This window comes from Micromonospora sp. BQ32 (genome assembly GCF_059358895.1).
The window spans coordinates 173,665-196,037 of sequence record NZ_JCADBI010000013.1 but is presented as its reverse complement, the minus strand read 5'-3'; the positions used below and the strand labels follow the sequence as shown (position 1 = coordinate 196,037).

At 72.3% G+C, this 22,373-nt stretch carries 23 protein-coding genes; 10 read left to right on the top strand and 13 right to left on the bottom strand.

Going from position 1 to position 22,373, the window contains the following annotated elements:
* Positions 1–35 precede the first annotated feature (35 nt).
* A complete protein-coding gene (locus tag AC5L30_RS23725; RefSeq protein WP_494869850.1) occupies positions 36–404 on the bottom strand; it encodes a holo-ACP synthase in 369 nt (122 codons plus the stop codon).
* Positions 405–578: 174 nt separating this feature from the next.
* Between AC5L30_RS23725 and AC5L30_RS23720 the strand changes: the two genes are divergently transcribed.
* Positions 579–875 (top strand): hypothetical protein, encoded by a 297-nt coding sequence (locus tag AC5L30_RS23720; protein ID WP_494869849.1) that lies wholly within the window; start codon positions 579–581, stop codon positions 873–875.
* Positions 872–2,479 (top strand): alpha/beta hydrolase, encoded by a 1,608-nt coding sequence (locus AC5L30_RS23715; RefSeq protein ID WP_494869848.1) that lies wholly within the window; start codon positions 872–874, stop codon positions 2,477–2,479. Before AC5L30_RS23720 ends, AC5L30_RS23715 begins: the two co-directional genes overlap by 4 nt.
* Before the next feature lie 15 nt (positions 2,480–2,494).
* Here the strand turns inward: AC5L30_RS23715 and glmS are convergent, their stop codons facing one another.
* Positions 2,495–4,408: a glutamine--fructose-6-phosphate transaminase (isomerizing) gene (gene glmS, locus AC5L30_RS23710; RefSeq protein ID WP_494869847.1), complete on the bottom strand. Its 1,914-nt coding sequence runs from the start codon at positions 4,406–4,408 to the stop codon at positions 2,495–2,497.
* A 242-nt stretch (positions 4,409–4,650) separates the two neighbouring features.
* On the opposite strand from glmS, the gene AC5L30_RS23705 reads away from it, so the two are divergent.
* Positions 4,651–5,847 (top strand): pyridoxal phosphate-dependent aminotransferase, encoded by a 1,197-nt coding sequence (locus AC5L30_RS23705; RefSeq protein ID WP_494869846.1) that lies wholly within the window; start codon positions 4,651–4,653, stop codon positions 5,845–5,847.
* A 71-nt stretch (positions 5,848–5,918) separates the two neighbouring features.
* On the opposite strand, the gene glmM is transcribed toward AC5L30_RS23705, so the two are convergent.
* The 9 genes from glmM to AC5L30_RS23660 form a co-directional block, all read right to left on the bottom strand.
* On the bottom strand, positions 5,919–7,274 hold the full coding sequence (glmM, locus tag AC5L30_RS23700; RefSeq protein WP_494869845.1) for a phosphoglucosamine mutase: 1,356 nt from the start codon (positions 7,272–7,274) through the stop codon (positions 5,919–5,921).
* A gap of 117 nt (positions 7,275–7,391) precedes the next feature.
* A complete protein-coding gene (gene rpsI / locus AC5L30_RS23695; RefSeq protein WP_112626216.1) occupies positions 7,392–7,865 on the bottom strand; it encodes a 30S ribosomal protein S9 in 474 nt (157 codons plus the stop codon).
* A gap of 20 nt (positions 7,866–7,885) precedes the next feature.
* Entirely contained in the window at positions 7,886–8,329 is a 444-nt protein-coding gene (gene rplM, locus AC5L30_RS23690; RefSeq protein ID WP_053653864.1) for a 50S ribosomal protein L13, read from the bottom strand.
* Positions 8,330–8,538: 209 nt separating this feature from the next.
* Positions 8,539–9,921 carry a nitrate/nitrite transporter gene (locus tag AC5L30_RS23685; protein ID WP_494869844.1) on the bottom strand — a complete coding sequence of 461 codons (1,383 nt, stop codon included), beginning with the start codon at positions 9,919–9,921 and terminating at the stop codon, positions 8,539–8,541.
* A 160-nt stretch (positions 9,922–10,081) separates the two neighbouring features.
* Positions 10,082–10,375, bottom strand: a complete 294-nt coding sequence (locus AC5L30_RS23680; RefSeq protein ID WP_357357058.1) for a type II toxin-antitoxin system PemK/MazF family toxin — start codon at positions 10,373–10,375, stop codon at positions 10,082–10,084.
* Positions 10,365–10,622, bottom strand: a complete 258-nt coding sequence (locus tag AC5L30_RS23675) for a DUF6364 family protein (RefSeq protein ID WP_091403518.1) — start codon at positions 10,620–10,622, stop codon at positions 10,365–10,367. The genes AC5L30_RS23680 and AC5L30_RS23675 overlap by 11 nt, the downstream gene beginning before the upstream one ends.
* A gap of 90 nt (positions 10,623–10,712) precedes the next feature.
* Complete coding sequence (locus AC5L30_RS23670) at positions 10,713–11,408, bottom strand: class I SAM-dependent methyltransferase (RefSeq protein ID WP_494869843.1); 696 nt, start codon at positions 11,406–11,408, stop codon at positions 10,713–10,715.
* 268 nt (positions 11,409–11,676) lie between these two features.
* Positions 11,677–11,874 (bottom strand): DUF397 domain-containing protein, encoded by a 198-nt coding sequence (locus AC5L30_RS23665; RefSeq protein ID WP_494869842.1) that lies wholly within the window; start codon positions 11,872–11,874, stop codon positions 11,677–11,679.
* A complete protein-coding gene (locus tag AC5L30_RS23660; RefSeq protein ID WP_494869841.1) occupies positions 11,865–12,632 on the bottom strand; it encodes a helix-turn-helix domain-containing protein in 768 nt (255 codons plus the stop codon). The genes AC5L30_RS23665 and AC5L30_RS23660 overlap by 10 nt, the downstream gene beginning before the upstream one ends.
* 266 nt (positions 12,633–12,898) lie before the next feature.
* On the opposite strand from AC5L30_RS23660, the gene AC5L30_RS23655 reads away from it, so the two are divergent.
* From AC5L30_RS23655 to AC5L30_RS23625, 7 genes are all read left to right on the top strand, one after another.
* Complete coding sequence (locus tag AC5L30_RS23655; protein WP_494869840.1) at positions 12,899–13,228, top strand: hypothetical protein; 330 nt, start codon at positions 12,899–12,901, stop codon at positions 13,226–13,228.
* A gap of 149 nt (positions 13,229–13,377) precedes the next feature.
* Positions 13,378–13,500, top strand: a complete 123-nt coding sequence (locus AC5L30_RS23650; protein ID WP_494869839.1) for a hypothetical protein — start codon at positions 13,378–13,380, stop codon at positions 13,498–13,500.
* A gap of 202 nt (positions 13,501–13,702) precedes the next feature.
* Positions 13,703–15,877 (top strand): molybdopterin oxidoreductase family protein, encoded by a 2,175-nt coding sequence (locus AC5L30_RS23645; protein WP_494869838.1) that lies wholly within the window; start codon positions 13,703–13,705, stop codon positions 15,875–15,877.
* Positions 15,874–17,313 carry an FAD-dependent oxidoreductase gene (locus tag AC5L30_RS23640; protein WP_494869837.1) on the top strand — a complete coding sequence of 480 codons (1,440 nt, stop codon included), beginning with the start codon at positions 15,874–15,876 and terminating at the stop codon, positions 17,311–17,313. The genes AC5L30_RS23645 and AC5L30_RS23640 overlap by 4 nt, the downstream gene beginning before the upstream one ends.
* A complete protein-coding gene (gene nirB, locus AC5L30_RS23635; RefSeq protein ID WP_494869836.1) occupies positions 17,310–19,847 on the top strand; it encodes a nitrite reductase large subunit NirB in 2,538 nt (845 codons plus the stop codon). The genes AC5L30_RS23640 and nirB overlap by 4 nt, the downstream gene beginning before the upstream one ends.
* Positions 19,844–20,191, top strand: a complete 348-nt coding sequence (nirD, locus tag AC5L30_RS23630; protein ID WP_494869835.1) for a nitrite reductase small subunit NirD — start codon at positions 19,844–19,846, stop codon at positions 20,189–20,191. The genes nirB and nirD overlap by 4 nt, the downstream gene beginning before the upstream one ends.
* Positions 20,191–21,279 (top strand): uroporphyrinogen-III synthase, encoded by a 1,089-nt coding sequence (locus tag AC5L30_RS23625; RefSeq protein ID WP_494869834.1) that lies wholly within the window; start codon positions 20,191–20,193, stop codon positions 21,277–21,279. The genes nirD and AC5L30_RS23625 overlap by 1 nt, the downstream gene beginning before the upstream one ends.
* A gap of 96 nt (positions 21,280–21,375) precedes the next feature.
* On the opposite strand, the gene AC5L30_RS23620 is transcribed toward AC5L30_RS23625, so the two are convergent.
* Both AC5L30_RS23620 and AC5L30_RS23615 read right to left on the bottom strand, forming a co-directional pair.
* A complete protein-coding gene (locus AC5L30_RS23620) occupies positions 21,376–21,999 on the bottom strand; it encodes a GTP-binding protein (protein WP_030329978.1) in 624 nt (207 codons plus the stop codon).
* Positions 21,980–22,345 carry a DUF742 domain-containing protein gene (locus tag AC5L30_RS23615; protein WP_007465174.1) on the bottom strand — a complete coding sequence of 122 codons (366 nt, stop codon included), beginning with the start codon at positions 22,343–22,345 and terminating at the stop codon, positions 21,980–21,982. Before AC5L30_RS23615 ends, AC5L30_RS23620 begins: the two co-directional genes overlap by 20 nt.
* Between the last annotated feature and the right edge of the window lie 28 nt (positions 22,346–22,373).

Here is a 22,373-nt window from a genome sequence, read left to right as displayed (position 1 = left end):
TCGCGGGCGGGCCTGATCGGCCCTCCCGGCCGACGTCATCGTTCCGCGACCACCATTGCCGACGCGATCCCGCCGTCGTGCGACAACGAGAGATGCCAGTGGTTGACCCCACGGGCGTCGGCCACCGCCGCGACCGTGCCGGAGACGGCCAGCCAGGGGCGGCCATCCGGGTCGGGCACGATCTCGCAGTCGTGCCAGCTCAGCCCGGCCGGAGCGCCGAGCGCCTTGGCCACCGCCTCCTTGGCGGCGAACCGGGCGGCGAGCGACTCGGGCGAGCGCGGGTTGCCGGAGCGGGTGTGCCGCTCGGCCTCGGTGAAGAGCCGGTCGGCGAGCAGCGGCGTCCGGGCCAGGGCCCGGGCGAACCGGTCGACCAGCACGACGTCGATGCCGACAGCGACGATCACCACATCACCCTACCGGCGGCCGAGGCCGCAGATTAGCCGTCGGGCTCGCGCTGGGCAACGCCTGTGGACACCCCGGGGTACGCCGCGACGCCGGCTGTCCACAGGGCACCGCGCGACCTCCGGTACGCGCCTACCGTCAGCGCGTCGATGCCGATCGTCCACGGGGGTGTGGTCATGACCGACGAGCCGTTCGCCGTCCGGCCGGAGGAGTTACGGGCGGTGGCCGTCCTGCTCGACGACGAGGCGCGCCGGTTGGCGTTGGGCCTCGCGGGGATGCCCGGGCTGGTGGTGGCGGCGCCCGAGTGGCGAGCTGGCGCGGCGCTGGCCGGGTTGGAGGCGGCCGGGCACGCCTGGTTCGGCCGACTGGGTGCCCGGGTCGCGGCGGCCTCCGGCGCGGTCCGGGCGGCTGCGGAGGCGTACGAGACGGTGGACGACCGGGCCGCCAACCGGTTCGCCGCCCTGCCCCGGTGAGTGGCGTCGGCTACCGCCAGTTGTGGGCTGTCGATCCGGACGGGTGGCGGGCCGCCGGGGCGGCGTGGGCGGGCTTGACCGGGCCGGTCGACCGGCGCGGCGGCGGGCTGCGCGCGGCCGGTGGGCGGTTGCGCGGTGGCTGGTCGGGTGCGGCCGCCACGGCGGCGGACACTCGGCTCGCCGTTCTTCGCGACGAACTGGCCTCGATCGCACCCGCGCTGATCGAGGTCGACCAGGTGCTGGCCGAGTTGGCCGGTCGGCTGACGGTGGCGAAGGCGCGGCTCTCCCAGGCGGTCGCCCAGGCCGAGGCGGCCGGCCTGCTGGTGGACCGCTCGGGCAGAGTGCGGGTCGACCCCGCCCGGGTTCGGCCCACCGACCGGGCCGGCGTGGCAGCGGCCGGGTTGGCTGCGGCCGCGGTGGCCGCGACTCTGCGGGCCGCGCTCGACGGGGCGGCCGCCGCGGACCGGGTCGCCGCCGATCGGTTGGATGAGCTGGCGAGGGCCGCCGGGGCCGGCTGGGCGTCCCCGCCGCCGCCGGGCCGACCAACCCTCGGTGCCGCGCCCGCGCTGGTCAACGCCTGGTGGTGCGGGTTGACCCCGGCGCAGCGACGGTGGCTGATCGGGCGCGAGCCAACCCTGGTCGGCCGGTTGGACGGGGTGCCGGTGGCCGCCCGCGACCAGGCCAACCGGTTACTGCTCGACGTCTGGCGTGCGGAGTTGCTGGCCGAGCGGCGACGGTTGCTGTCCCGGGTGCCGCCGGGGCCGCTCGCGTCGATCCGGCTGCGCGGGGTGGCCGGACGGTTGGCCGGCCTGGACGCGCTGGCCGGGCGGCTGACGGCCGACGGGGCGCCCCGGGCGTACCTGCTCGGGTTGGATCCGGCCGGTGAGGGCCGGGCGGTGGTGGCGCTCGGCGACCCGGACCACGCCGACCGGGTGCTGACCTACGTGCCGGGAATGACCGCCGGCCTGGACGACGCCTCCAGCGAGTTGGGCAGAGCGGCCCGGGTGCTGGACCGGTGCGCCGCGCTCGCCCCGGGTGAGCGCAGCGCGGCGGTGCTCTGGTTGGACTACGACGCTCCGGATCTGCTGACCGAGGCCGCCTCGGCGGGCCAGGCCCGGGACGCCGGCCCGGCGTTGCACCGCTTCCAGGAGGGGCTGCGCGCCAGCCACGACGGGCCGCCGGCCCGGCAGACGGTGCTCGGGCACAGCTACGGGTCGCTGGTGGTGGGGGTGGCCGCCCGGGAGCACGGGCTCGCCGCGGACGCGCTGGTCTTCGTCGGTTCGCCCGGTGTCGGCGCGTCGCACGCCGCCGAGTTGGGCGTGCCGCCCGGGGAGGTCTGGGCGAGCAGCGCCCCCGACGACGTGATCCGGGCGGCCCAGCCACCGGACGAGCTGGCCCGGCGGGCCCTGCTGCGTACGGCTCCGCTGGCCGCCGTGCTGGGCTGGCCCGGTCAGACCGGGCACGAGCTGTGGTTCGGGCACGACCCGTCAGATCCCGGGTTCGGCGGTCGGGTCTTCGGCAGTGGGCGAGGCGGGCACACCGGTTACTGGGACCCGGGCAATCCTGCGCTGGACGGGATGGCCCGGGTCGTGCTGGGCCGCTGAGGCTTGGGGCGTGCCCTACTCGACGGTGACCGACTTGGCCAGGTTGCGGGGCTGGTCCACGTCGTGCCCCCGGGCGGCGGCGATCTCGGCGGCGAGCACCTGCAACGGCACCGTGGTGACGAGCGGGGCCAGCAGGGTGGGCGTACGCGGCACGTAGATCAGGTGGTCGGCGTACCGGACGACCGCCTCGTCACCCTCCTCGGCGATGACGATGGTCCGCGCGCCACGAGCCCGGACCTCCTGGATGTTGGAGACGACCTTGTCGTGCAGCATGCCCCGGCCCACCGGTGAGGGCACCACGCAGATCACCGGGGTGCCCTTGTCGATCAGGGCGATCGGGCCGTGCTTCAGCTCACCGGCGGCGAAGCCCTCGGCGTGCATGTACGCCAGCTCCTTGAGCTTCAGCGCGCCCTCCAGGGCCACCGGGTAGCCGACATGCCGGCCGATGAACAGCACGGTCGGCTCGGACTTCAGCTCGCGGGCCAGCTCGCGGACGGGCTCGATCCGGGACAGCAGCTCACGCAGCTTGCCCGGAATCTCCTGCAACTGCGCCACCACCGCGCCCACCTCGTCGGCGAACTTGATCCCGCGCACCTGGGCCAGGTGCAGGCCGATCAGGTAGCAGGCGACGACCTGGGTGAGGAACGCCTTGGTGGAGGCGACGGCGATCTCCGGCCCGCCGTGGGTGTAGAGCACGGCGTCGGACTCGCGGGGGATGGTCGAGCCGTTGGTGTTGCAGATCGCCAGCACCCGGGCCTTCTGCTCCTTGGCGTGGCGCAGCGCCATCAGGGTGTCCATCGTCTCGCCGGACTGCGAGATGACCACGATCAGCGTGGACCGGTCGAGCACCGGGTCGCGGTAGCGGAACTCGCTGGCCAGCTCCACCTCGCACGGGATCCGGGTCCAGTGCTCGATGGCGTACTTGGCGACCATGCCGGCGTGGTACGCGGTGCCGCAGGCCACGATGAAGATCTTGTCGACGTCGCGCAGATCCTGGTCGCTGAGGCGGACCTCGTCGAGGGCGATCTCACCGCTCTCGGTGAGCCGGCCCAGCAGCGTGTCGGCGATGGCCTGCGGCTGCTCCTCGATCTCCTTGAGCATGAACCAGTCGTAGCCGCCCTTTTCCGCGGCCGAGGAGTCCCAGTCGATGTGGAAGTCCTTGCCGGCGGCGGGCTGGCCCTCGAAGTCGGTGATCTCGATGCTGTCACCGGTGATCAGCACGATCTGGTCCTGGCCCAGCTCGACCGCTTCCCGGGTGTGCTCGATGAACGCGGCCACGTCGCTGGCCAGGTAGTTTTCCCCGTCGCCCCGGCCGACCACCAGCGGCGAGTTGCGCCGGGCCCCGACGACCGCACCGGGCACGGCGGCGTCCACCGCGAGCAGGGTGAACGCGCCCTCCAGTCGCTGGCAGACCACGCGCATGCCGGCGGCGAGCAGTTGCGGGCTGTCCGGTTGGCCGGCCGCGCGCAGGTCGGCCAGCGCGGCGGCGAGCAGGTGCGCGGCGCACTCGGTGTCGGTGTCGCTGGTGAACTGGACGCCGTCGGCCTCCAGCTCGGCGCGGAGCTTGGCGAAGTTCTCGATGATGCCGTTGTGGATCACGGCGACCCGCCCGTCGGGGGCGACGTGTGGGTGGGCGTTGCGGTCGGTCGGGCCGCCGTGGGTGGCCCACCGGGTGTGCCCGATGCCGGTGGTGCCGTCACCGATGCCGATCGGGCTGGCCGCGCAGGAGGCCGGGTCGTCGGCAGCCCGCTCGGACAGCACCTTCTCCAGGTTGGCCAGCTTGCCGGCCTTCTTCTCGGTCAGCAGCTGGTCGTCGCAGACGATCGCGACGCCCGCCGAGTCGTAGCCGCGGTATTCCAGCCGCCGCAGCCCGTCGAGGACGATGCCGAGTGCGGGGCGCGCGCCCGCGTATCCCACGATTCCACACATGACCCGAAGCCTAACCCAGTTTCACTCATGATGGGTGCTCGAAAGTCGGGTTATCAATCACGGTATCTGAGCGATCGGTGACTGAGGGGTCACAACCGGGACGATCGACACGGGATCGCTGACATCGCGGAATCGCAGCGCCGTCGATACCGCGATGTCAACGAGACCGAGTCGACCAAGCGCGGCCGAGCCAGGCCGAGCAGGGCTGGGTCCGAGCCGGGTGTGGCCGTAGGCTGGCGCAGGTGACGACGAGCACCGATGTCGACCCGCTGGTGGCCCGGATGCGGCCGTTCGGCACGACGATCTTCGCCGAGATGTCCGCTCTCGCCGTACGCACCGGCGCGGTCAACCTCGGGCAGGGTTTTCCCGACACCGACGGCCCGCCGGAGATGCTGGCCGCCGCCGCCGAGGCGCTGCGCGGCGGGCAGAACCAGTACCCACCCGGCCCGGGGATCCCCGCCCTGCGCGCGGCCGTCGCGGCGCATCAGCGGCGGTTCCACGACCTGGCGTACGACCCGGATGGCGAGATCGTGATCACGGCGGGCGCGACCGAGGCGGTGGCGGCGAGCATCCTCGCTCTCTGCGAACCGGGTGACGAGGTGGTCTGCTTCGAGCCGTACTACGACTCGTACGCCGCTTCGATCGCGTTGGCCGGCGCGGTCCGCCGGCCGGTGACGTTGCGTCCCGCGGCCAACGGCCGGTACGCCTTCGACCCGGCGGCGCTGCGCGCGGCGTTCGGCCCGCGCACCCGGCTGGTGCTGCTGAACTCACCGCACAATCCAACCGGGAAGGTCTTCACCCCGGCCGAGTTGGCGCAGGTCGCCGAGCTGTGTCAGGAGTTCGGCGCGTACGCGGTCACCGACGAGGTGTACGAGCACCTGGTCTTCACGGACGCGGCGAGCCCGCACGTGCCGCTGGCGGCCCTGCCGGGGATGCGGGAGCGGACGCTGCGCATCTCGTCGGCCGGCAAGACGTTCTCCTGCACGGGGTGGAAGGTCGGCTGGGCGAGCGGCCCGGCGGCCCTGGTCTCGGCGGTGCTCCGGGTGAAGCAGTTCCTCACCTTCGTCAACGCCGCGCCGCTGCAACCGGCGGTCGCCGTGGCGCTGGCCCTGCCGGACGACTACTACACCGGCTTCCGGGACAGTCTCCAGCAGCGGCGTGACCAGCTCGTCGGTGGTCTCACCGACGCCGGGTTCGAGGTGCTCGACTCGGAGGGGACGTACTTCGTCACCGCCGACATCACCGCCCTCGGCGGCCGGGACGGGGTGGAGTTCTGCCGCTCGCTGCCGGAGCGGTGCGGCGTGGTGGCGGTGCCCACCCAGGTCTTCTACGACAACACCGACGCGGGCCGGCGGCTGGTCCGGTTCGCCTTCTGCAAGCGCCCCGAGGTGCTGACCGAGGCGGTCACCCGGCTACGCGCTCTCCACCCGAGCGGCTGACTTCGACCCGGCACTCCCGGGGGCTGTGGAGCTGATGCCGTAAACGGTTCAGCTCCACAGCGTCCAATGTCCTATCCGACCGGGCTGGCGGTGCGGACCAGCTCGGCGATCCGCTCGGCGACCTCGCGGGCGGTCGCCTCGGTGGCCGCCTCGACCATCACCCGGACCAGCGGCTCGGTGCCCGACGGGCGCAGCAGCACCCGGCCGGTCTCCCCCAGCTCCGCCTCGGCCCGCTCGACCTCGGCGCGTACGGCTGGCGCGGCGGCGCCGACGGTCCGGTCGCCGACCGGCACGTTGATCAGCACCTGGGGCAGCTTGGTGACCACCGAGGCCAGCTCGGCGAGGGACTGGCCGGTGGCCGCCATCCGGGCCATCAGGTGCAGGCCGGTGAGCACCCCGTCGCCGGTGGTGGCGTGCGCGGGCATGACGATGTGGCCGCTCTGCTCACCGCCGAGCGCCAGCCCGGAGGCGCGCAGCTCCTCCAGCACGTACCGGTCGCCGACCTTGGTCTCGATCAGGCGGATGCCCTGCGCGGACATCGCGAGCCGCAGCCCGAGGTTGCTCATCACGGTGGCCACCAGGGTGTCCTGGGTGAGCGTGCCGGCGTCCCGCATGGCCAGCGCGAGGATCGCCATGACCTGGTCGCCGTCCACCTCGTCGCCGTCGGCGGTGACCGCCAGGCAGCGGTCGGCGTCGCCGTCGTGGGCGATGCCCAGGTGGGCGCCGTGCTCGACCACGGCGGCGCGCAGCGCCTCGATGTGGTTGGAGCCACAGTCGTCGTTGATGTTCAGCCCGTCGGGCTCCGCGTGGATGGCGATGACCTCCGCGCCGGCCTCCCGGTAGGCGACGGGGGCGACCTCGGCGGCGGCGCCGTTGGCGCAGTCGACCACGACCTTGATCCCCTCGAGCCGGTGCGGAACGGTGCCCACCAGGTGCTGGACGTAGTGGTCGGCGCCGTCGAGCAGGTCGTGCACGCGGCCGACGCCGGCGCCGATCGGCCGGTCCCAGGCGGTGGTGGCGTTCGTCTCGACGGCCGCTTCGATCTGCATCTCGATCTCGTCGGGCAACTTGTGCCCGCCGGCGGCGAAGAGCTTGATGCCGTTGTCCGGCATCGGGTTGTGTGACGCGGAGAGCATCACACCCAGGTCGGCCTTGGCCTCGGCGGTGAGGAACGCCACCGCGGGGGTGGGCAGCACGCCGACCCGCACCACGTTGGCGCCGGCGCTGGTCAGCCCGGCGACCACGGCGGCCTCCAGCATCTCGCCGCTGGCGCGGGTGTCCCGGCCGACGACGGCCAGCGGCGGATGGCTGCGGTCCGTCTCGGCGAGTGTGTGCGCGGCGGCCACGGCGAGCGCCAGCGCCAACTCCGGGGTGAGATCGGCGTTTGCCCGCCCGCGTACGCCGTCCGTGCCGAACAACCGACCCATACCCGCCAACCTCCGAATGAGCACTGCCTGTGAGGAGAAAGCGGAACGGCCGACCCGCCTCCCCAGCGAGGGGAGGCGGACCGGCCGTCCGTCAGAAGTACAACGCGCTGGAAAAGATCAGCGCTTCGAGTACTGGGGAGCCTTACGGGCCTTCTTGAGGCCGTACTTCTTGCTCTCCTTGACCCGGGCGTCACGGGTGAGGAAGCCGGCCTTCTTCAGGGCCGGGCGGTCGTCCGGCTCGTTGATGATCAGCGCACGGGCGATGCCCAGCCGGAGCGCACCGGCCTGGCCGGTGGTGCCGCCGCCACGCAGGTTGGCGATGACGTCGAACTGCTCGAGCTTCTCGGCGGTGACCAGCGGGTCCTTGATGAGCTGCTGGTGCACCTTGCTCGGGAAGTACGCCTCGAGGTCCTGGCCGTTGCAGGTGATCTTGCCGGTGCCCGGGACGATACGGACCCGGACGATGGCCTCCTTGCGGCGGCCCACGGTCTGGATCGGCCGGTCACCACGAGGCGCGCGGGCGACAGGCGCCGGCGCCTCGGTGGCCTCAGGGGCTTCCGGGGCGACCTCGGTCTCGATGATGTCGGTCATGCTGCTTCCTTCGCCCGCGCTCACTGCGCGATCTGCTTGATCTCGAACGGCACCGGCTGCTGCGCGAGGTGCGGGTGCTCGGCACCGGCGTAGACCTTCAGCTTCTTGATCAGCTGACGGCCGAGCTTGTTGTGCGGGAGCATCCCCTTCACGGCCAGCTCGATGGCCCGCTCGGGACGCTTGGTCAGCAGCTCGTCGTAGCCGATCTGCTTCAGACCACCCGGGTAACCGGAGTGGCGGTAAGCGACCTTGGTCTGGCGCTTGTTGCCGGTCAGCGCAACCTTGCCCGCGTTCACGATGACGACAAAGTCGCCCGTGTCGACGTGCGGCGCGAAAGTCGGCTTGTGCTTACCACGCAGCAACGTGGCGGCGTGGGTGGCCAGGCGGCCCAGCACGACATCAGAGGCGTCGATGACGTGCCACTGACGCTCGATCTCACCCGGCTTCGGGCTGTACGTACGCACAGGTCTACCTTGTCTCGTCGTCGGTCTGGGGTCGCGCGCCGAGGTGACCAGATCTAGCAGGCCGGACCAGCGCGCACGAACGACCAAGCGTACCTGATGGGGCACGCCTCTGGATGTCGTACAACAGCAGGCAACGATACCCGGCGCCCCGTCCGCAGGTCAAAACGGGGGTGCGATCCCGCGCGGCGACGCGCCGAGGGTGGCTCAGCTCACACGTTGGCGAGTCGACCGGCCCGCGCACGGCGGTAGACGACCCAGGTGACCGCGAAACACAACGCGTACCAGCCGATGAAGGCCAGGTAGGCGGCGTCGGCGTTGCCCGAGCTGAGGAACGACTGGCGGAACGCGATGTTGACCAGCACCCCACCGAAGGCGCCGATCGCACCCGCGATGCCGATCAACGCGCCGGTCATCCGCCGCGCCCACCGGGCGGCGGCCTCCGGATCACGCTGACCCGTGGCCACCGCGTCCGCCGCCCGGGCCCGGAAGATCGCCGGGATCATCTTGTAGGTGGAGCCGTTGCCGATGCCGGAGAAGACGAAGAGGGCGAGGAACCCGGCCAGGTAGAGCCCGAACGAGCGCTCCCGGGCCGCGTACAGCACGGTGCTCGCACCGGCCGCCATCGCCACGAAGTTCCAGAAGGTCACCCGGGCGCCGCCCAACCGGTCGGCGAGGTGCCCGCCCAGCGGCCGGATCAACGAGCCGACCAGCGGGCCCAGGAAGGTCAGCCAGGCGGCGTCGACGGGGGTGGGGAACCGCTCGGCGAACTGGAGCTGGAGCACCTGCCCGAAGGCGAAGCCGAAGCCGATGAACGAGCCGAAGGTGCCGATGTAGAGCAGCGACATCACCCAGGTGTGCGGGTCGCGGGCCGCCTCCCGCAACGCGCCCGGCTCGTTGCGCGCCCCGGGCACGGTGTCCAACCACCGGGCCGCCGCCAGCGCGGCCAGCACGATCAGCGGCAGGTAGACCGCCGGCACCAACCGGGGGTACGCGGCGCCCGCGGTGGCGAGGACCGCGAGGCCGACCAGCTGCACAGCGGGTACGCCCAGGTTGCCGCCACCGGCGTTGAGCCCGAGCGCCCGCCCCTTGAGCCGCTGGGGGTAGAACAGGTTGATGTTCGCCATCGAGGAGGCGAAGTTGCCGCCACCGACCCCGGTGAGGCAGGCGAGCACCATCAGGGTGGAGTAGGACACCCCGGGTTCCAGCAGCACCGTCATCGGGACCGCGGGCACCAGCAACAGCAGTGCGCTGATGATCGTCCAGCGTCGTCCGCCGAAGCGGGCCACCGCCAGCGTGTACGGCAGCCGCAGCACCGCGCCCAGCGCGGCCGGCACGGCGGTGAGCAGGAACTTCCCGGCCGGATCGATGCCGTACGCGGGGCCGAGGAAGAGCACGGTGACCGACCAGAGACTCCACACCGAGAAGCCGACGTGCTCCGCGAAGATCGAGACCCAGAGGTTGCGCCGGGCGATCGGCGCGCCGGTGGCCTGCCAGAAGTCCGGGTCCTCGGGGCGCCAGTCGTGCAGCGGTTGCCGGCGACCGGTGACGGCAGGCGGCTCGGTGGTGACTGCGGTGCTGGTGAGCGTGCTCACGGCGGCTCCTCTTCGTCGATGCGACGAGGAGAGACGCTAGGAACGCCCGGTTACCTGGCAGTGCCCGTCCCGGGTCGGGCCGGAAACGGGAATCGCACCACGGGCCGGCGGCGATGGTGAGCACGCCACCCGGGCTGCGCGGTCAGGGCCGCCTTCGCGGTCAGAGCTGCTGGAGGATGCGCAGCGCGCGACCGACCCGGAGCATCGTGTCGGTGTCGGCGACGTCCACGCACTCGGTGAACCACTTCTTCATGGGCGAGGAGATCCGGTCGGGCATCACCACGTACCGGCCCATCGACACGGCGAGTGGCGAATCCCGCAGGAGCGACTCCTCGACCACCTCGACCACGATCACGATGGGCACGCCGGTGGAGTTGTAGACGTCCGAGCTGATGACGAGGCCGAGGCGTTCCCGGGCGCCCTCGATGCGCCAGATCTCACCCCTACGCAGCACGCGGCCGTCCGCCGGAGAACAGGTCGTTGACCATGCCCACCTCGCGGGCGTCGGCGAGGGCGGCGGACTCCAGATCAAGGCTGGCGCGGCCCACGGCGGCGGCGTGCGCGGTGAAGACCTCGCGCAACGCCTTCTCCCGGGCGGCCTGGTCCATCCACGCGGAGAGCGACAGCCCCTCGCGCTTGGCGAAACGCCGCGCCTCCTCGATCGTCTCGTCCGTGAACGAGAGAGTCACCTTGGCAGTCATGCCGAGCAGATTACCCAGCGGTGTGACCAACAGTCATCCCCGCCGCTCACGGCTCGCCCCCGGGCGGCGAAACGCACATTCCGCCGGGGCTTACCCGGCCCGACCGCCGAACACCGCGAAGCGCCACTCCTTGAAGTAGCAGTCGACGTCGACCAGGCCCGCCTCGGCGAGCCACCGGCACTGGTCGGCCACGGTCGCCGGCCGGTCGTGGCGCATCCGCTCCCGGGACGCCGCGATCTCGTCGGGGGACGCGCCCAGCTCGGTGATCCGCGCCAGCCACACCTCGTCGTAGCGCCGGTCCAGCTCCGGGGTCGGGCCGGCGACCTGCTCGGCGTTGACGAACACCCCGCCCGGCGCCAGCGCGGTGGCGGCCCGGTGGTAGAGCGCGCGCTTGCCGGCGTCGTCCAGGTGGTGGATCGCCAGCGCACTGACCACCGCGTCGTACCGGCCGGGCGGCAGGTCGTCGGCCAGGTCGGCGTGGACCGTTCGGTGTGGCACGGACCGCGCGTCCAACTGGTCGGTGGCGCGGGCGAGCATCGCCGGCGCTCCGTCCACCAGGGTCAGCCGGACTCCGGGCACCGCCGCGGCCAGCAGCAGCGAGAGCAGGCCGGTGCCCGCGCCCAGATCCAACACCTCCGGGGTACGCCCGGCGGCCAGCGCGGCGCGCAACGGCGGCGCGGCCACCTGGACGGCGGTGCCGTAGAAGGCGTCGAAGCACGGCACCAGCCGCCTGCGCGCCTCGTCGTAGGTGCCGGCCACCGCGTCGAAGACGTCCGTCACGCTCATCGCGGGCTCCCAAACTTTGAGACGTTTTTCCCACATTATAAGCCGATGAACGGCGCTGATGGCGTCAGCGATTCAGCTCCAAAGGGTCCGGCTCGCACCTGCCATCGCACGCGAACAGCGAATTCCGCTCGGCGGCCGTCGCGAACGGTCCGTGCGGTCAACCTGGCCACGCTTGCGCTGCCCGGCGAGTGGTTGATCCCGGACACACGAAAGGCCCCCGGCGCTCTCCTTGGGTCTTAGGAGCCGGGGGCCTGCTGCGCCATGCTGGTCAGGCCGGGTCGTGCGCCTTCGCCATACCGACGAACGCCCGCCAGGCCGCTGATCCGAAGACCAACGCTGCCCCTGCCGGGTCCTTCGAGTCCCGCACGCCAACGATGCCAGGCAGGTTGTCCGCAACCTCGACGCAATCGCCGCCATTACCGCTGCTGCGGGTGCTCTTACGCCAGTGCGCGCCGGTCAGTTCCATGTCTTCGCCATCTCCGTAAGTAGATCGACGGATTGCCAGTGGGACAGCGCTTCGCCGCGCACGTTCTCCCACGCGGCCAGTATCGCCGCTATGTCCTCGGCACCGGTAACGACTTGTCCCTGAAGCTGATTGTCGAGGTAGCCGGCAATTCGATGCTCGGGCCCCACTGCGATCACGAAGGGACCGTTCAGGCCAGCGTACGCGCCGACGGTTGAGGGGACGATGTGCACGCGGACGTGCGGAGCCCCGCACGCGGTGATGAGCGCCTGCACCTGCTCACGCATGGTGGCTCGTCCGCCGACTGGCCGCCGCAGCACGGCTTCGTCAACAACGGCGATGAAGTGTGGCGGGTCGTCACGGGTCAGGATGCTTTGCCGGGCCAGCCGTGAGGCTAGGTGCCGCTCGACGTCGCTGCGGGCGATGACGTCGGCTCCGGCGAGCACGGCGCGAGCGTATGCCTCGGTCTGAAGCAGGCCGGGGAGGACGGTCGACTGAAACGACCGCAGCGAGATCGCCTCGCGCTCGATCTCTTGCCAAGGTCGGAACCAAATTGGCTCACGGCGTCTCGAAGTGTCCGGCCAGATGTCCCCTATGGGCCGTCGGAGCGCGCTCGCCGCCGCCTCCCGGTGTCGGGGGTGGGGAATGTGGTCGTGATTCAGCCACCGCGCGACCGTCTTGCGATCGACGCCGACCATCCCTGCCAGGGATTCGATCGAGTGCCCCGTCTCGGCTAGCGCGGCGCGTAGCGCATCGTTCACGATCTCCCCCATTGGATGCGCGGAATGTCTTGCGACCATATCGCTACGGGCTGTTCTTGTCCCATCACCATCCGCAAGGTGGGATCAGACGGCGCGGCCGGTAGGTACCACACGGAACCTGGCGGACGCGCTCGTGCCGGGGCCACCTTCGACCCGCCCAGATCTTGGACAGTTTCCGTTACGTCAGAACGGAAACTGTCCAAGATCTCCCGGGCGAGCCTTGACGGGCCGGCCCCTTCCCAAAGTGACGACGAGGGGAGAGCACCGTGCCGGACAAGCCGCCCGATCGGAAGCCCAAGCCGGAGCCCAAACCGCAGGAGCCGCGCACCGGTGACGTCTTGCACCTGACCCGCGCCACGAGTGTGCAGTTCCTGCGCCCGATCTTCGTTCGCGTGATTCGCGTTCTGGACTGGCCGACGTACGACGGGTGGCTGTGGATTGACGGTTACGAGTTGGCCACGAGTGGCGATGCGGTCGCGCGCCGGTCCCTGTTCGTTATGCCCGCCGGCCTGATCTGGCCGAACCCTCCCGCTCCGGCGGCCCGGCGCCCAACCACCCGCACGCCCGTCAAGCGCGGTGCGGTGAGGGTCGGATGACCCGCCGCCCTCGCCCGCACCAGCCGATGCGCCCGGCGTGGCGGTGCCGTAACTGCGCCGCGCCGTGGCCGTGTACGCCGGCTCAGCTTCACCTCGCGACCGAGTTCTACGGCCATTCGATAGCCCTGGCGTTCTACCTGGCAGCGAACATGCAAGACGCCGTTGACGACCTGTACGCCCTGGGCGTTCGCCCTGACCCGCAGGCACTCCACGCCCGGTTCCTGGGCTGGTTGTCCCTCACCCGCCGACCACACCGCGCCGACCTGCGCTGACCGGCTCGGCGAGGTGAAGTGCCGCTTCGGAGCTGATGTCACCAACGAATCAACCGCCGATGTCGTCAGCGATTCAGCTCCACAGGCTCCGACTCGCACCCTCCAACACGCTCGCTGCCCCGGTGCGGTGTGAGCCCCACTTGACAGGACCGAAACAGAAGGGACCCGGACCGGAAACCGCCCGGCGGCACGCTTTCCCGACATGACAGACGGTGCGCGGTCGGCAACTCCCCCGGGGCAGACGCCTCGGGAGGTAGCGACGCACTGCCCGTACTGCGCCCTGCAGTGCGGGATGACGCTGCGCGCGGACGACGCCGGGGTGACGGTCCACCCGCGCCAGTTCCCCACCAACCGGGGCGGGCTCTGCCAGAAGGGTTGGACCGCCGCCGAACTGCTCGACCACCCGGAGCGGCTGACCACCCCGCTGGTACGCGACCCGGCCACCGGCGCGCTGCAACCGGCAAGCTGGGACACCGCGCTGGACCGGGTGGTCGCCGGCATCCGCGCCGTGCAGGACGACGCCGGCCGGGACGCGGTCGCCGTCTTCGGCGGTGGTGGCCTGACCAACGAGAAGGCGTACGCGTTGGGGAAGTTCGCCCGGATCGGGCTGCGCACCCGGCACATCGACTACAACGGACGGTTCTGCATGTCCTCGGCGGCAGCCGCCGGGATGCGCGCCTTCGGCATCGACCGCGGGCTACCGTTCCCTCTGGCCGACCTGGGTCGGGCCGACACCCTGCTGCTGGTCGGGGCGAACCCGGCGGAGACCATGCCGCCGCTGGTGCGCTGGCTCACCGAGCAGCGCCACAACGGTGGTCAACTGATCGTCGTCGACCCCCGGGTCACCGCCACCGCCCGCCAGGCCGACCTGCACCTGCAACCGCTGCCCGGCACCGACCTCGCGGTGGCCAACGCGCTGCTGCACATCGCCCTCACCGAGGGTTGGGTCGACCGGGCCTACGTGGCTGACCGCACCACCGGGTTCGACGCGGTCCGCCGCGGCGTCGCCGCCTGGTGGCCGGCCCGCGCGGAACAGCTCTCCGGGGTGCCGGTGGCCGACCTGGAGGCGACCGCCCGCGCGCTCGGCACCGGCGGTCGCGTGATCATCCTGACGGCGCGCGGCGCCGAGCAGCACGCCAAGGGGGTGGACACCGTCACCGCGTACGTCAATCTCGCCCTCGCCCTCGGCCTGCCCGGCCGTGATGGTTCGGGGTACGGCTGCCTCACCGGCCAGGGCAACGGCCAGGGCGGCCGGGAGCACGGGCAGAAGGCCGACCAGCTCCCCGGCTACCGGCGGATCGACGACCCGGCGGCGCGGGAGCACGTGGCCGGGGTCTGGGGCGTGCCGGCCGACGAGCTGCCCGGCCCGGGAGTGCCCGCCTACCAACTGCTCGACTCGCTCGGCACTGCGGGTGGCCCGCGCGCGTTGTTGGTGTTCGGGTCGAACCCGGTGGTCTCGGCACCCCGGGCGGCCCGGATCGAGGGCCGGCTGCGCGACCTCGACCTGCTGGTCGTCGCCGACCTCCTGCTCTCCGAGACGGCCGCGCTGGCGGACGTGGTGCTGCCCACCGCGCAGTGGGCCGAGGAGGACGGCACCATGACCAACCTGGAGGGTCGGGTGCTGCGTCGACGCGCGCTACGCCCGCCCCCGCCGGGCGTCCGGACCGACCTCGCCATCATCTCCGACCTGGCGGCGCGGCTGGCCGACGCCGAATCGGCGAACGCCGACCCAGCCGACGTCAACCCGGCCAGCGTGCGACCGGCCGCCGTCGCGGCGGCCCGGTTCCCGGCCGATCCGGCTGCCGTCTTCGCCGAGCTGCGCCGCGCCTCCGCCGGTGGGGCCGCCGACTACGCCGGCATCAGCTGGGGCCGGATCGACGCCGACGACGGGGTCTACTGGCCCTGCCCGACCGAGGACGGGCCGGACACGCCGCGACTCTTCGCGGACCGGTTCGCCACCCCGGACGGCCGGGCCCGCTTCCACCCCGTCGACCATCGGCCGGCCGCCGAGGAGGTCTGCGCCACGTACCCGCTGCACTTCACCACCGGCCGGGTGCTGGCCCAGTACCAGTCGGGCACCCAGACCCGACGGGTGGCCGCGCTGCGGCGCGCCGCCCCGGAGTCGTTCGTCGAACTGCACCCCGACCTGGCCACCCGGCTGGGCATCGACGACGGCGATCCGGTGAAGGTCACCTCGCGCCGAGGCGAGTTCCGCGCCCCGGCCCGGCTCAGCGCCGGGATCCGACCCGACACCGTGTTCGCCCCGTTCCACTACGCGGGGGCGGGACGCGCCAACTCGGTGACCAACGACGCGGTGGACCCGATCTCCGGGATGCCCGAGTTCAAGATCTGCGCGGTCCGGGTGGAGAAGGCATGACCGCCCGGGTGGTCATCGTCGGCAACGGGATGGCGGGCGCGCGCCTCGCCGGTGAGCTGCACGCCCGGGAGGGAGACCGCAAGGTCACCGTGCTCGGGGCCGAACCGCACCGCGCGTACAACCGGATCATGCTCTCCACCCTGCTCGCCGGCCGGATCGACGAACCGGACGTGGAGCTGACCGAGGCCGCCGGGCACGGCGTCGACCTGCGCAGCGGCGTACCGGTGACCGCCGTCGACCGGTCCGCCCGGGAGGTCCGCACCGACGACGGCGAACGAATCGGATACGACCACCTGGTGCTGGCCACCGGCGCCCGTGCGGTGGTGCCGCCACTGCCCGGCCTCGACCCGGCGAACCTGCCGGAGCGGGTGGTCCCCTTCCGGACCCTGGACGACTGCCGACGGATCCTCGCCGCCGCGGACGGCGCCCGCAGCGCGCTGGTGCTCGGCGGCGGGCTGCTCGGCCTGGAGGCCGCCCGAGGGCTGGCCGCCCGAGGACTGGCCACCACCGTGGTGCACCCGAGAGAGCACCTGATGGAACGGCAACTGGACCCGGCGGCCGGCGCCGTGCTCGCGGGCACGCTCGCCGACTTCGGCGTCACCGTCCAACTGGGGGTGTCGGCGACCGGCGTGGCGGCGGACGACAGCGGTGTCCGCCTCGACCTGGCCGACGGCCGGTCGCTCCGCGCCGACCTGCTGGTGCTCTCCTGCGGCGTACGCCCCGACACCGCCCTCGCCCAGGCCGCCGGCCTGACCGTGCGGCGCGGCGTGGTGGTGGACGACCGGCTCCGCACCAACGACCGGTCCATCTCGGCGATCGGCGACTGCGCCGAGCACGACGGCGCGCTCACCGGGCTGGTCGCGCCCGCCTGGGCCCAGGCGCAGGTGCTCGCGGACGTGCTGACCGGGACGGACCCACTGGCCCGGTACCGGCCCCGGCCGGTGGTGACCCGGTTGAAGGCCGCCGGGATCGACCTCGCCTCGATGGGTGACGCGGCCGGTGGCGGGCCGGACGAGGAGCTGACCTTCGCCGACCCGACCCGGGGCACGTACGCCCGGTTGCGGATCCGGGACGAGCGGCTGGTCGGCGCGATCCTGCTCGGCGACAACCCGGCGGTCGGCACGGTGATCCAACTCTTCGACCGTGGTCAGCCGGTGCCGAGTGACCGGCGGGCGCTGCTGCTCGGCCGGGCACTCGGCGCGGTCGGTGCGACCCCGGCCGCCTCACCGGCGCTGATGCCGGACGCGGCCACGGTCTGCCAGTGCAACACGGTGAGCAAGGGCGCACTCGTCAGAAGCTGGCGCTCCGGCGCCCGGACGGTCGATGCGGTGGTGGCCGCGACCCGGGCCGGCACCGGATGCGGCGGATGCCGGGACGCGGTGAGCGGCATCGTCGACTGGCTGAGCCAGGCGGAATCGGTGGAGGTGACGCGATGAGCGGCGGCGAACTGGTCGTCATCGGCAACGGCATGGTCGGGCAGCGTTTCGTGGACGCGCTGCGCGCCCGTGACCCACAGGGCAGCTGGCGGGTGACCGTGCTGGCCGAGGAGGGGCGCCCGGCGTACGACCGGGTGCGGCTCTCGGCGTACTTCGACGGGGTGAGTGAGAGCGAACTCAACCTGCACACCCCGCACGACGGGGTGCGGCTGCGACTCGGCGAGCCGGCCACCGGCGTCGACCGGGACCGACAGGTGGTGACCACCGCCGTCGGCGAATACCGCTACGACGCGTTGGTGCTGGCCACCGGGTCGTACGCGTTCGTGCCGCCGGTGGCCGGCACGGAACTGCCCGGGGTCTTCGTCTACCGGACCCTGGACGACCTGGCGGCGATCCGGGCGTACGCGCAGGGCCGACGGGCCGGCGCGGTGATCGGTGGCGGGCTGCTCGGCCTGGAGGCCGCGAACGCCCTACGGCTGCTCGGCCTGAGCACCGACGTGGTCGAGTTCGCGCCGCGGTTGATGCCGGTGCAGGTGGACCAGGCCGGCGGCGCGATGCTCCGCCGCTACGTCGACGAGTTGGGCGTACGGACGCATCTCGGGCTGGCGACCACCGCGATCCGTCCCGGCCCGGACGGCGGCGTCGCGGCCCTGGAACTCTCCGACGGCACCGCCATCGACGCCGATCTGGTGGTGGTGGCCGCCGGCATCCGGCCCCGGGACCAGTTGGCCCGGGACGCCGGGCTGCCGCTGGGCCCGCGCGGCGGGGTGCTGGTCGACGCGACCTGTCGTACCGCCGACGAGCGGATCTGGGCCGTCGGAGAGTGCGCGGCGGTCGACGGCACCTGCCACGGTCTGGTCGCGCCGGGGTACGCGACGGCCGAGGTGGTGGCCGATCGGCTGGTCGGCGGCGCGGCGACCTTCCCGGGCGCGGACACCGCCACCAAACTCAAGCTGCTCGGCGTTGACGTGGCCTCGTTCGGTGACGCCCACGGCGCGACCGAGGGCTGCCTGGACGTCACGTTCACCGACCCGGCCACCCGGGTCTACGCGAAGCTGGTCCTCTCCGACGACGCGCACACCCTGCTCGGCGGGGTGCTGGTCGGTGACGCCAGCGCGTACCCGACGCTGCGCGCCAGTGTGGGCGGCCCGCTGCCGGCCGCGCCGCTGGCGCTGCTCGCCCCCGACGGCGGCGGCGCGGACGCCGGGGCGCTGCCCGCCACCGCGCAGGTCTGCTCCTGCAACGCGGTGACCCGGGGCGACGTGGACGCCGCCATCGCCGACGGCTGCGCGGACGTGCCGGCGTTGAAGGCGTGCACCCGGGCCGGCACCAGCTGCGGTTCCTGCGTGCCGATGCTGAAGCAGCTCTTGGACGCGGCCGGGGTGGCGCAGTCCAGTGCGCTCTGCGAACACTTCGACGTCAGCCGGCGGGAACTGTTCGAGATCGTCCGCGTCCGCGGCATCCGCACCTTCTCCCGGCTGGTCGCCGAACACGGTCAGGGTCGCGGCTGTGACATCTGCAAGCCGGTGGTGGCGTCGATCCTCGCCTCGCTGGGCACCGGGCACGTGCTCGACGGCGAGCAGGCGTCGTTGCAGGACACCAACGACCACTTCCTGGCCAACCTGCAACGCGACGGCAGCTACTCGGTGGTGCCCCGGATCCCCGGCGGCGAGATCACCCCGGAGAAGCTGATCGTGATCGGCGAGGTCGCCCGGGACTTCCAGCTCTACACGAAGATCACCGGTGGGCAGCGGATCGACCTGTTCGGAGCCCGGGTGGAGCAGCTGCCACAGATCTGGCGGCGGCTGGTGGACGCCGGCTTCGAGTCCGGGCACGCGTACGGCAAGGCGCTGCGCACGGTGAAGTCGTGCGTGGGCGAAACCTGGTGCCGGTACGGGGTGCAGGACTCGGTGGGGCTGGCCGTCGCACTGGAGCTGCGCTATCGCGGGCTGCGTGCGCCGCACAAGCTCAAGTCGGCGGTCTCCGGTTGCGCCCGGGAATGCGCGGAGGCGCGCAGCAAGGACTTCGGCATCATCGCCACCGAGACCGGCTGGAACCTCTACGTCGGCGGCAACGGCGGCTTCCGGCCCCGGCACGCCGACCTGTTCGCCACCGACCTGTCCACGGACGCGCTGATCACGCTGATCGACAGGTTCCTGATCTACTACATCCGCACCGCCGACCGGCTGCAACGCACCGCCGGCTGGATCGAGGCGATGGACGGCGGCCTGGACCACCTGCGCTCGGTGATCGTGGACGACTCGCTCGGGCTCTGCGCCGACCTCGACGCGGCGATGGCCCAGCACGTGTCGTCGTACTCCGACGAGTGGCGCGACGTCCTGGACGACCCGGATCGGCTGCGCCGCTACACCTCCTTCGTCAACGCCCCCGACGTACCGGACCCGTCGATCACCTTCACCCGGGAACGCGGCCAGCCGGTGCCCGTACGCGACCAGTCCCCGACCGGATCCGAGCCGACCAACGGTCACCGTCGGCAACCGGTCACCCTCGGCCTACCGGAGGTACGGCGATGACTCAGACCCTCACCCTGACCTGGACCACCGTCTGCCTCCTCGACCGGTTGGAACCGGACCGGGGCGTCGCCGCCCTGGTTGACGGGGTGCAGATCGCCCTCTTCCGGACCGCCGACGGGCTGTTCGCGATCGACAACCGCGATCCGATCTCCGGGGCGTACGTGCTGTCCCGGGGCATCGTCGGCAGCCGGGGCGGAGTGCCGACGGTCGCCTCACCGCTGCACAAGCAGGTGTACGACCTGCGCAGCGGGCACTGCCTCGACCTGCCCGGGGTGGCCGTGGCCCGACACGACGCGCGTTGCCGCAACGGGCTGGTCGAGGTGCGGCTGCGACAGGAGGGTTGATGCGGGAAGAACTGGCGGGCTTCACCATCGGGGTGACCGCCGACCGGCGGCGCGACGAGTTGGCCGCGCTGCTCGAACGCCGCGGCGCCCGGGTGGTGCTCGCCCCGGCCTTGCGGATCGTGCCGTTGTCCGACGACACCGAGCTGCGCGAGGCGACCCGTGCCTGCCTCGACCAGCCGCCGGACATCCTGATGGCCAACACCGGCATCGGCATGCGCGGCTGGCTGGAGGCGGCCGAGGGCTGGGGGCTGGCCGAGCCGCTGCGCTCCGTGCTGGCCAGCTCGTACGTGGTGGCGCGCGGCCCGAAGGCACGCGGCGCGATCCGGGCGGCCGGGCTGCACGACCAGTGGTCGCCCGCCTCGGAGAGCTGTGACGAGGTGGTCGACCACCTGCGCCGCCGTGGCGTGGCCGGCCAGGTCATCGCCATGCAGCTGCACGGCGAGCGGCAGCCCGAGTGCACGCTCGCGCTGGAGGCGGCGGGCGCCACCGTCATCGAGGTGCCGGTCTACCGCTGGGCACCGCCGACCGACCCGGCGCCGTTGCACCGGTTGATTGACCTGATCACCGGTCGGCTGGTGGACGCGGTGACGTTCACCTCGGCGCCGGCGGCCGAGGCGTTGCTGCGGGCCGCCGGGGACCGCACCGACGCAGTGCTTTCCGCGATGCGCAGTGATGTGCTGGCCAGCTGCGTCGGCGCGGTGACCGCCGAGCCGCTGCTGCGGCGCGGGGTGCCGGTGAGCGCGCCGGGTCGGGCCCGGTTGGGCGCGCTGGTACGGACCATCGTCGACGAACTGCCCCGCCGGACCGTGACGTTCAAGGCCGGTGGGCACCTGCTCACGCTGCGCGGGCACGCCGCGGTGATCGACGGCGAGCTGCGGCCGCTGGCGCCCGCACCGATGGCGGTGCTGCGGGCGCTGGCCCAGTCACCGGGCCGGGTGCTGTCCCGCACGGCGTTGCTGCGGACGCTTCCCCGGGGCGCCGACGAGCACGCCGTGGAGATGGCCGTGGCCCGCCTACGGGCCGGCTTACGCGCGCCCCGCGTGGTGCAGACCGTGGTGAAGCGCGGTTACCGGCTGCGGGTCGACTAGGGCGTGTGTCGAAGTCCTCGGTCGAGCCGAGGGCTTCGACACACGCCCTGAACGCGTCACGGCCGGCCGTCGCGTGCCGGCCGTGACGCGAGGAGTTCAGCCGACCGGCGTGGGGAAGCCCCGCCCGTGCTCCGACTGGAGCCGGAGCATGGCGTGCTCGACCACCGTCACCAGCACCTGCTTGACCGAGTCCCGCTGCCGGGCGTCGGTCATCACCAGCGGCACCTGCGGCGAGATGGCCAGCGCCTCGCGGACCTCTTCCGCCTCGTACTGCGGTGCGCCGTCGAACTTGTTCAGCGCCACCACGTACGGCAGGTTGCGGTTCTCGAAGTAGTCCAGCGGGGCGAACGCGTCGGTGATCCGGCGGGTGTCCACCAGCACGGCGGCACCCACCGCCCCCCGGATGATCTCGTCCCACATGAACCAGAACCGGGTCTGACCCGGTGTACCGAAGAGGTACAGGATCAGGTCCTGGGCCATGGTGATCCGGCCGAAGTCCATGGCGACCGTGGTGGTCTCCTTGCCCGGCACCTTGGACGGGTCGTCGATGCCGACACCCGCCGCGGTCATCAACGCCTCGGTGGTCAGCGGTGTGATCTCGGAGATCGCCCCGACCAGTGTCGTCTTACCGACGCCGAAGCCGCCCGCGACGACGATCTTCGCGGATACGATTCCCCGGCCCGGCCGCCCCCCTGCGGGGTCATAGCCTGCGAAGTCCACTTAGCACCCTTCCAAGCAGTTCCATCCGCTCCTCGAACCCCTCGGCGGGAGCAGCAGTGTGTAACGTCAGCAGGCTCTCGGCCACCATGTCGGCGACCAACACCCGGGCGACGCCCAGCGGCATCCGGGTGTACGCGGCGATCTCCGCCAGCGATTGTGCTCGGCCCTCACAGACCGTGGCGATGCGGTGCTTGTCATGCCCGGCGAAGCGGGACTCGGCGACCTGGGTGGGAGAGGCGGTGAGGACGGCCTCAAGGGCGATGTCCTGCCGGGGTTCGGTACGACCACGGGTGACCGCGTACGGACGCACCAGCGCGCCGCGCGGGTCAGCGCGTCGTTGGTCCATCCCCGATCACCTCCTCGTCCCCTGCGGA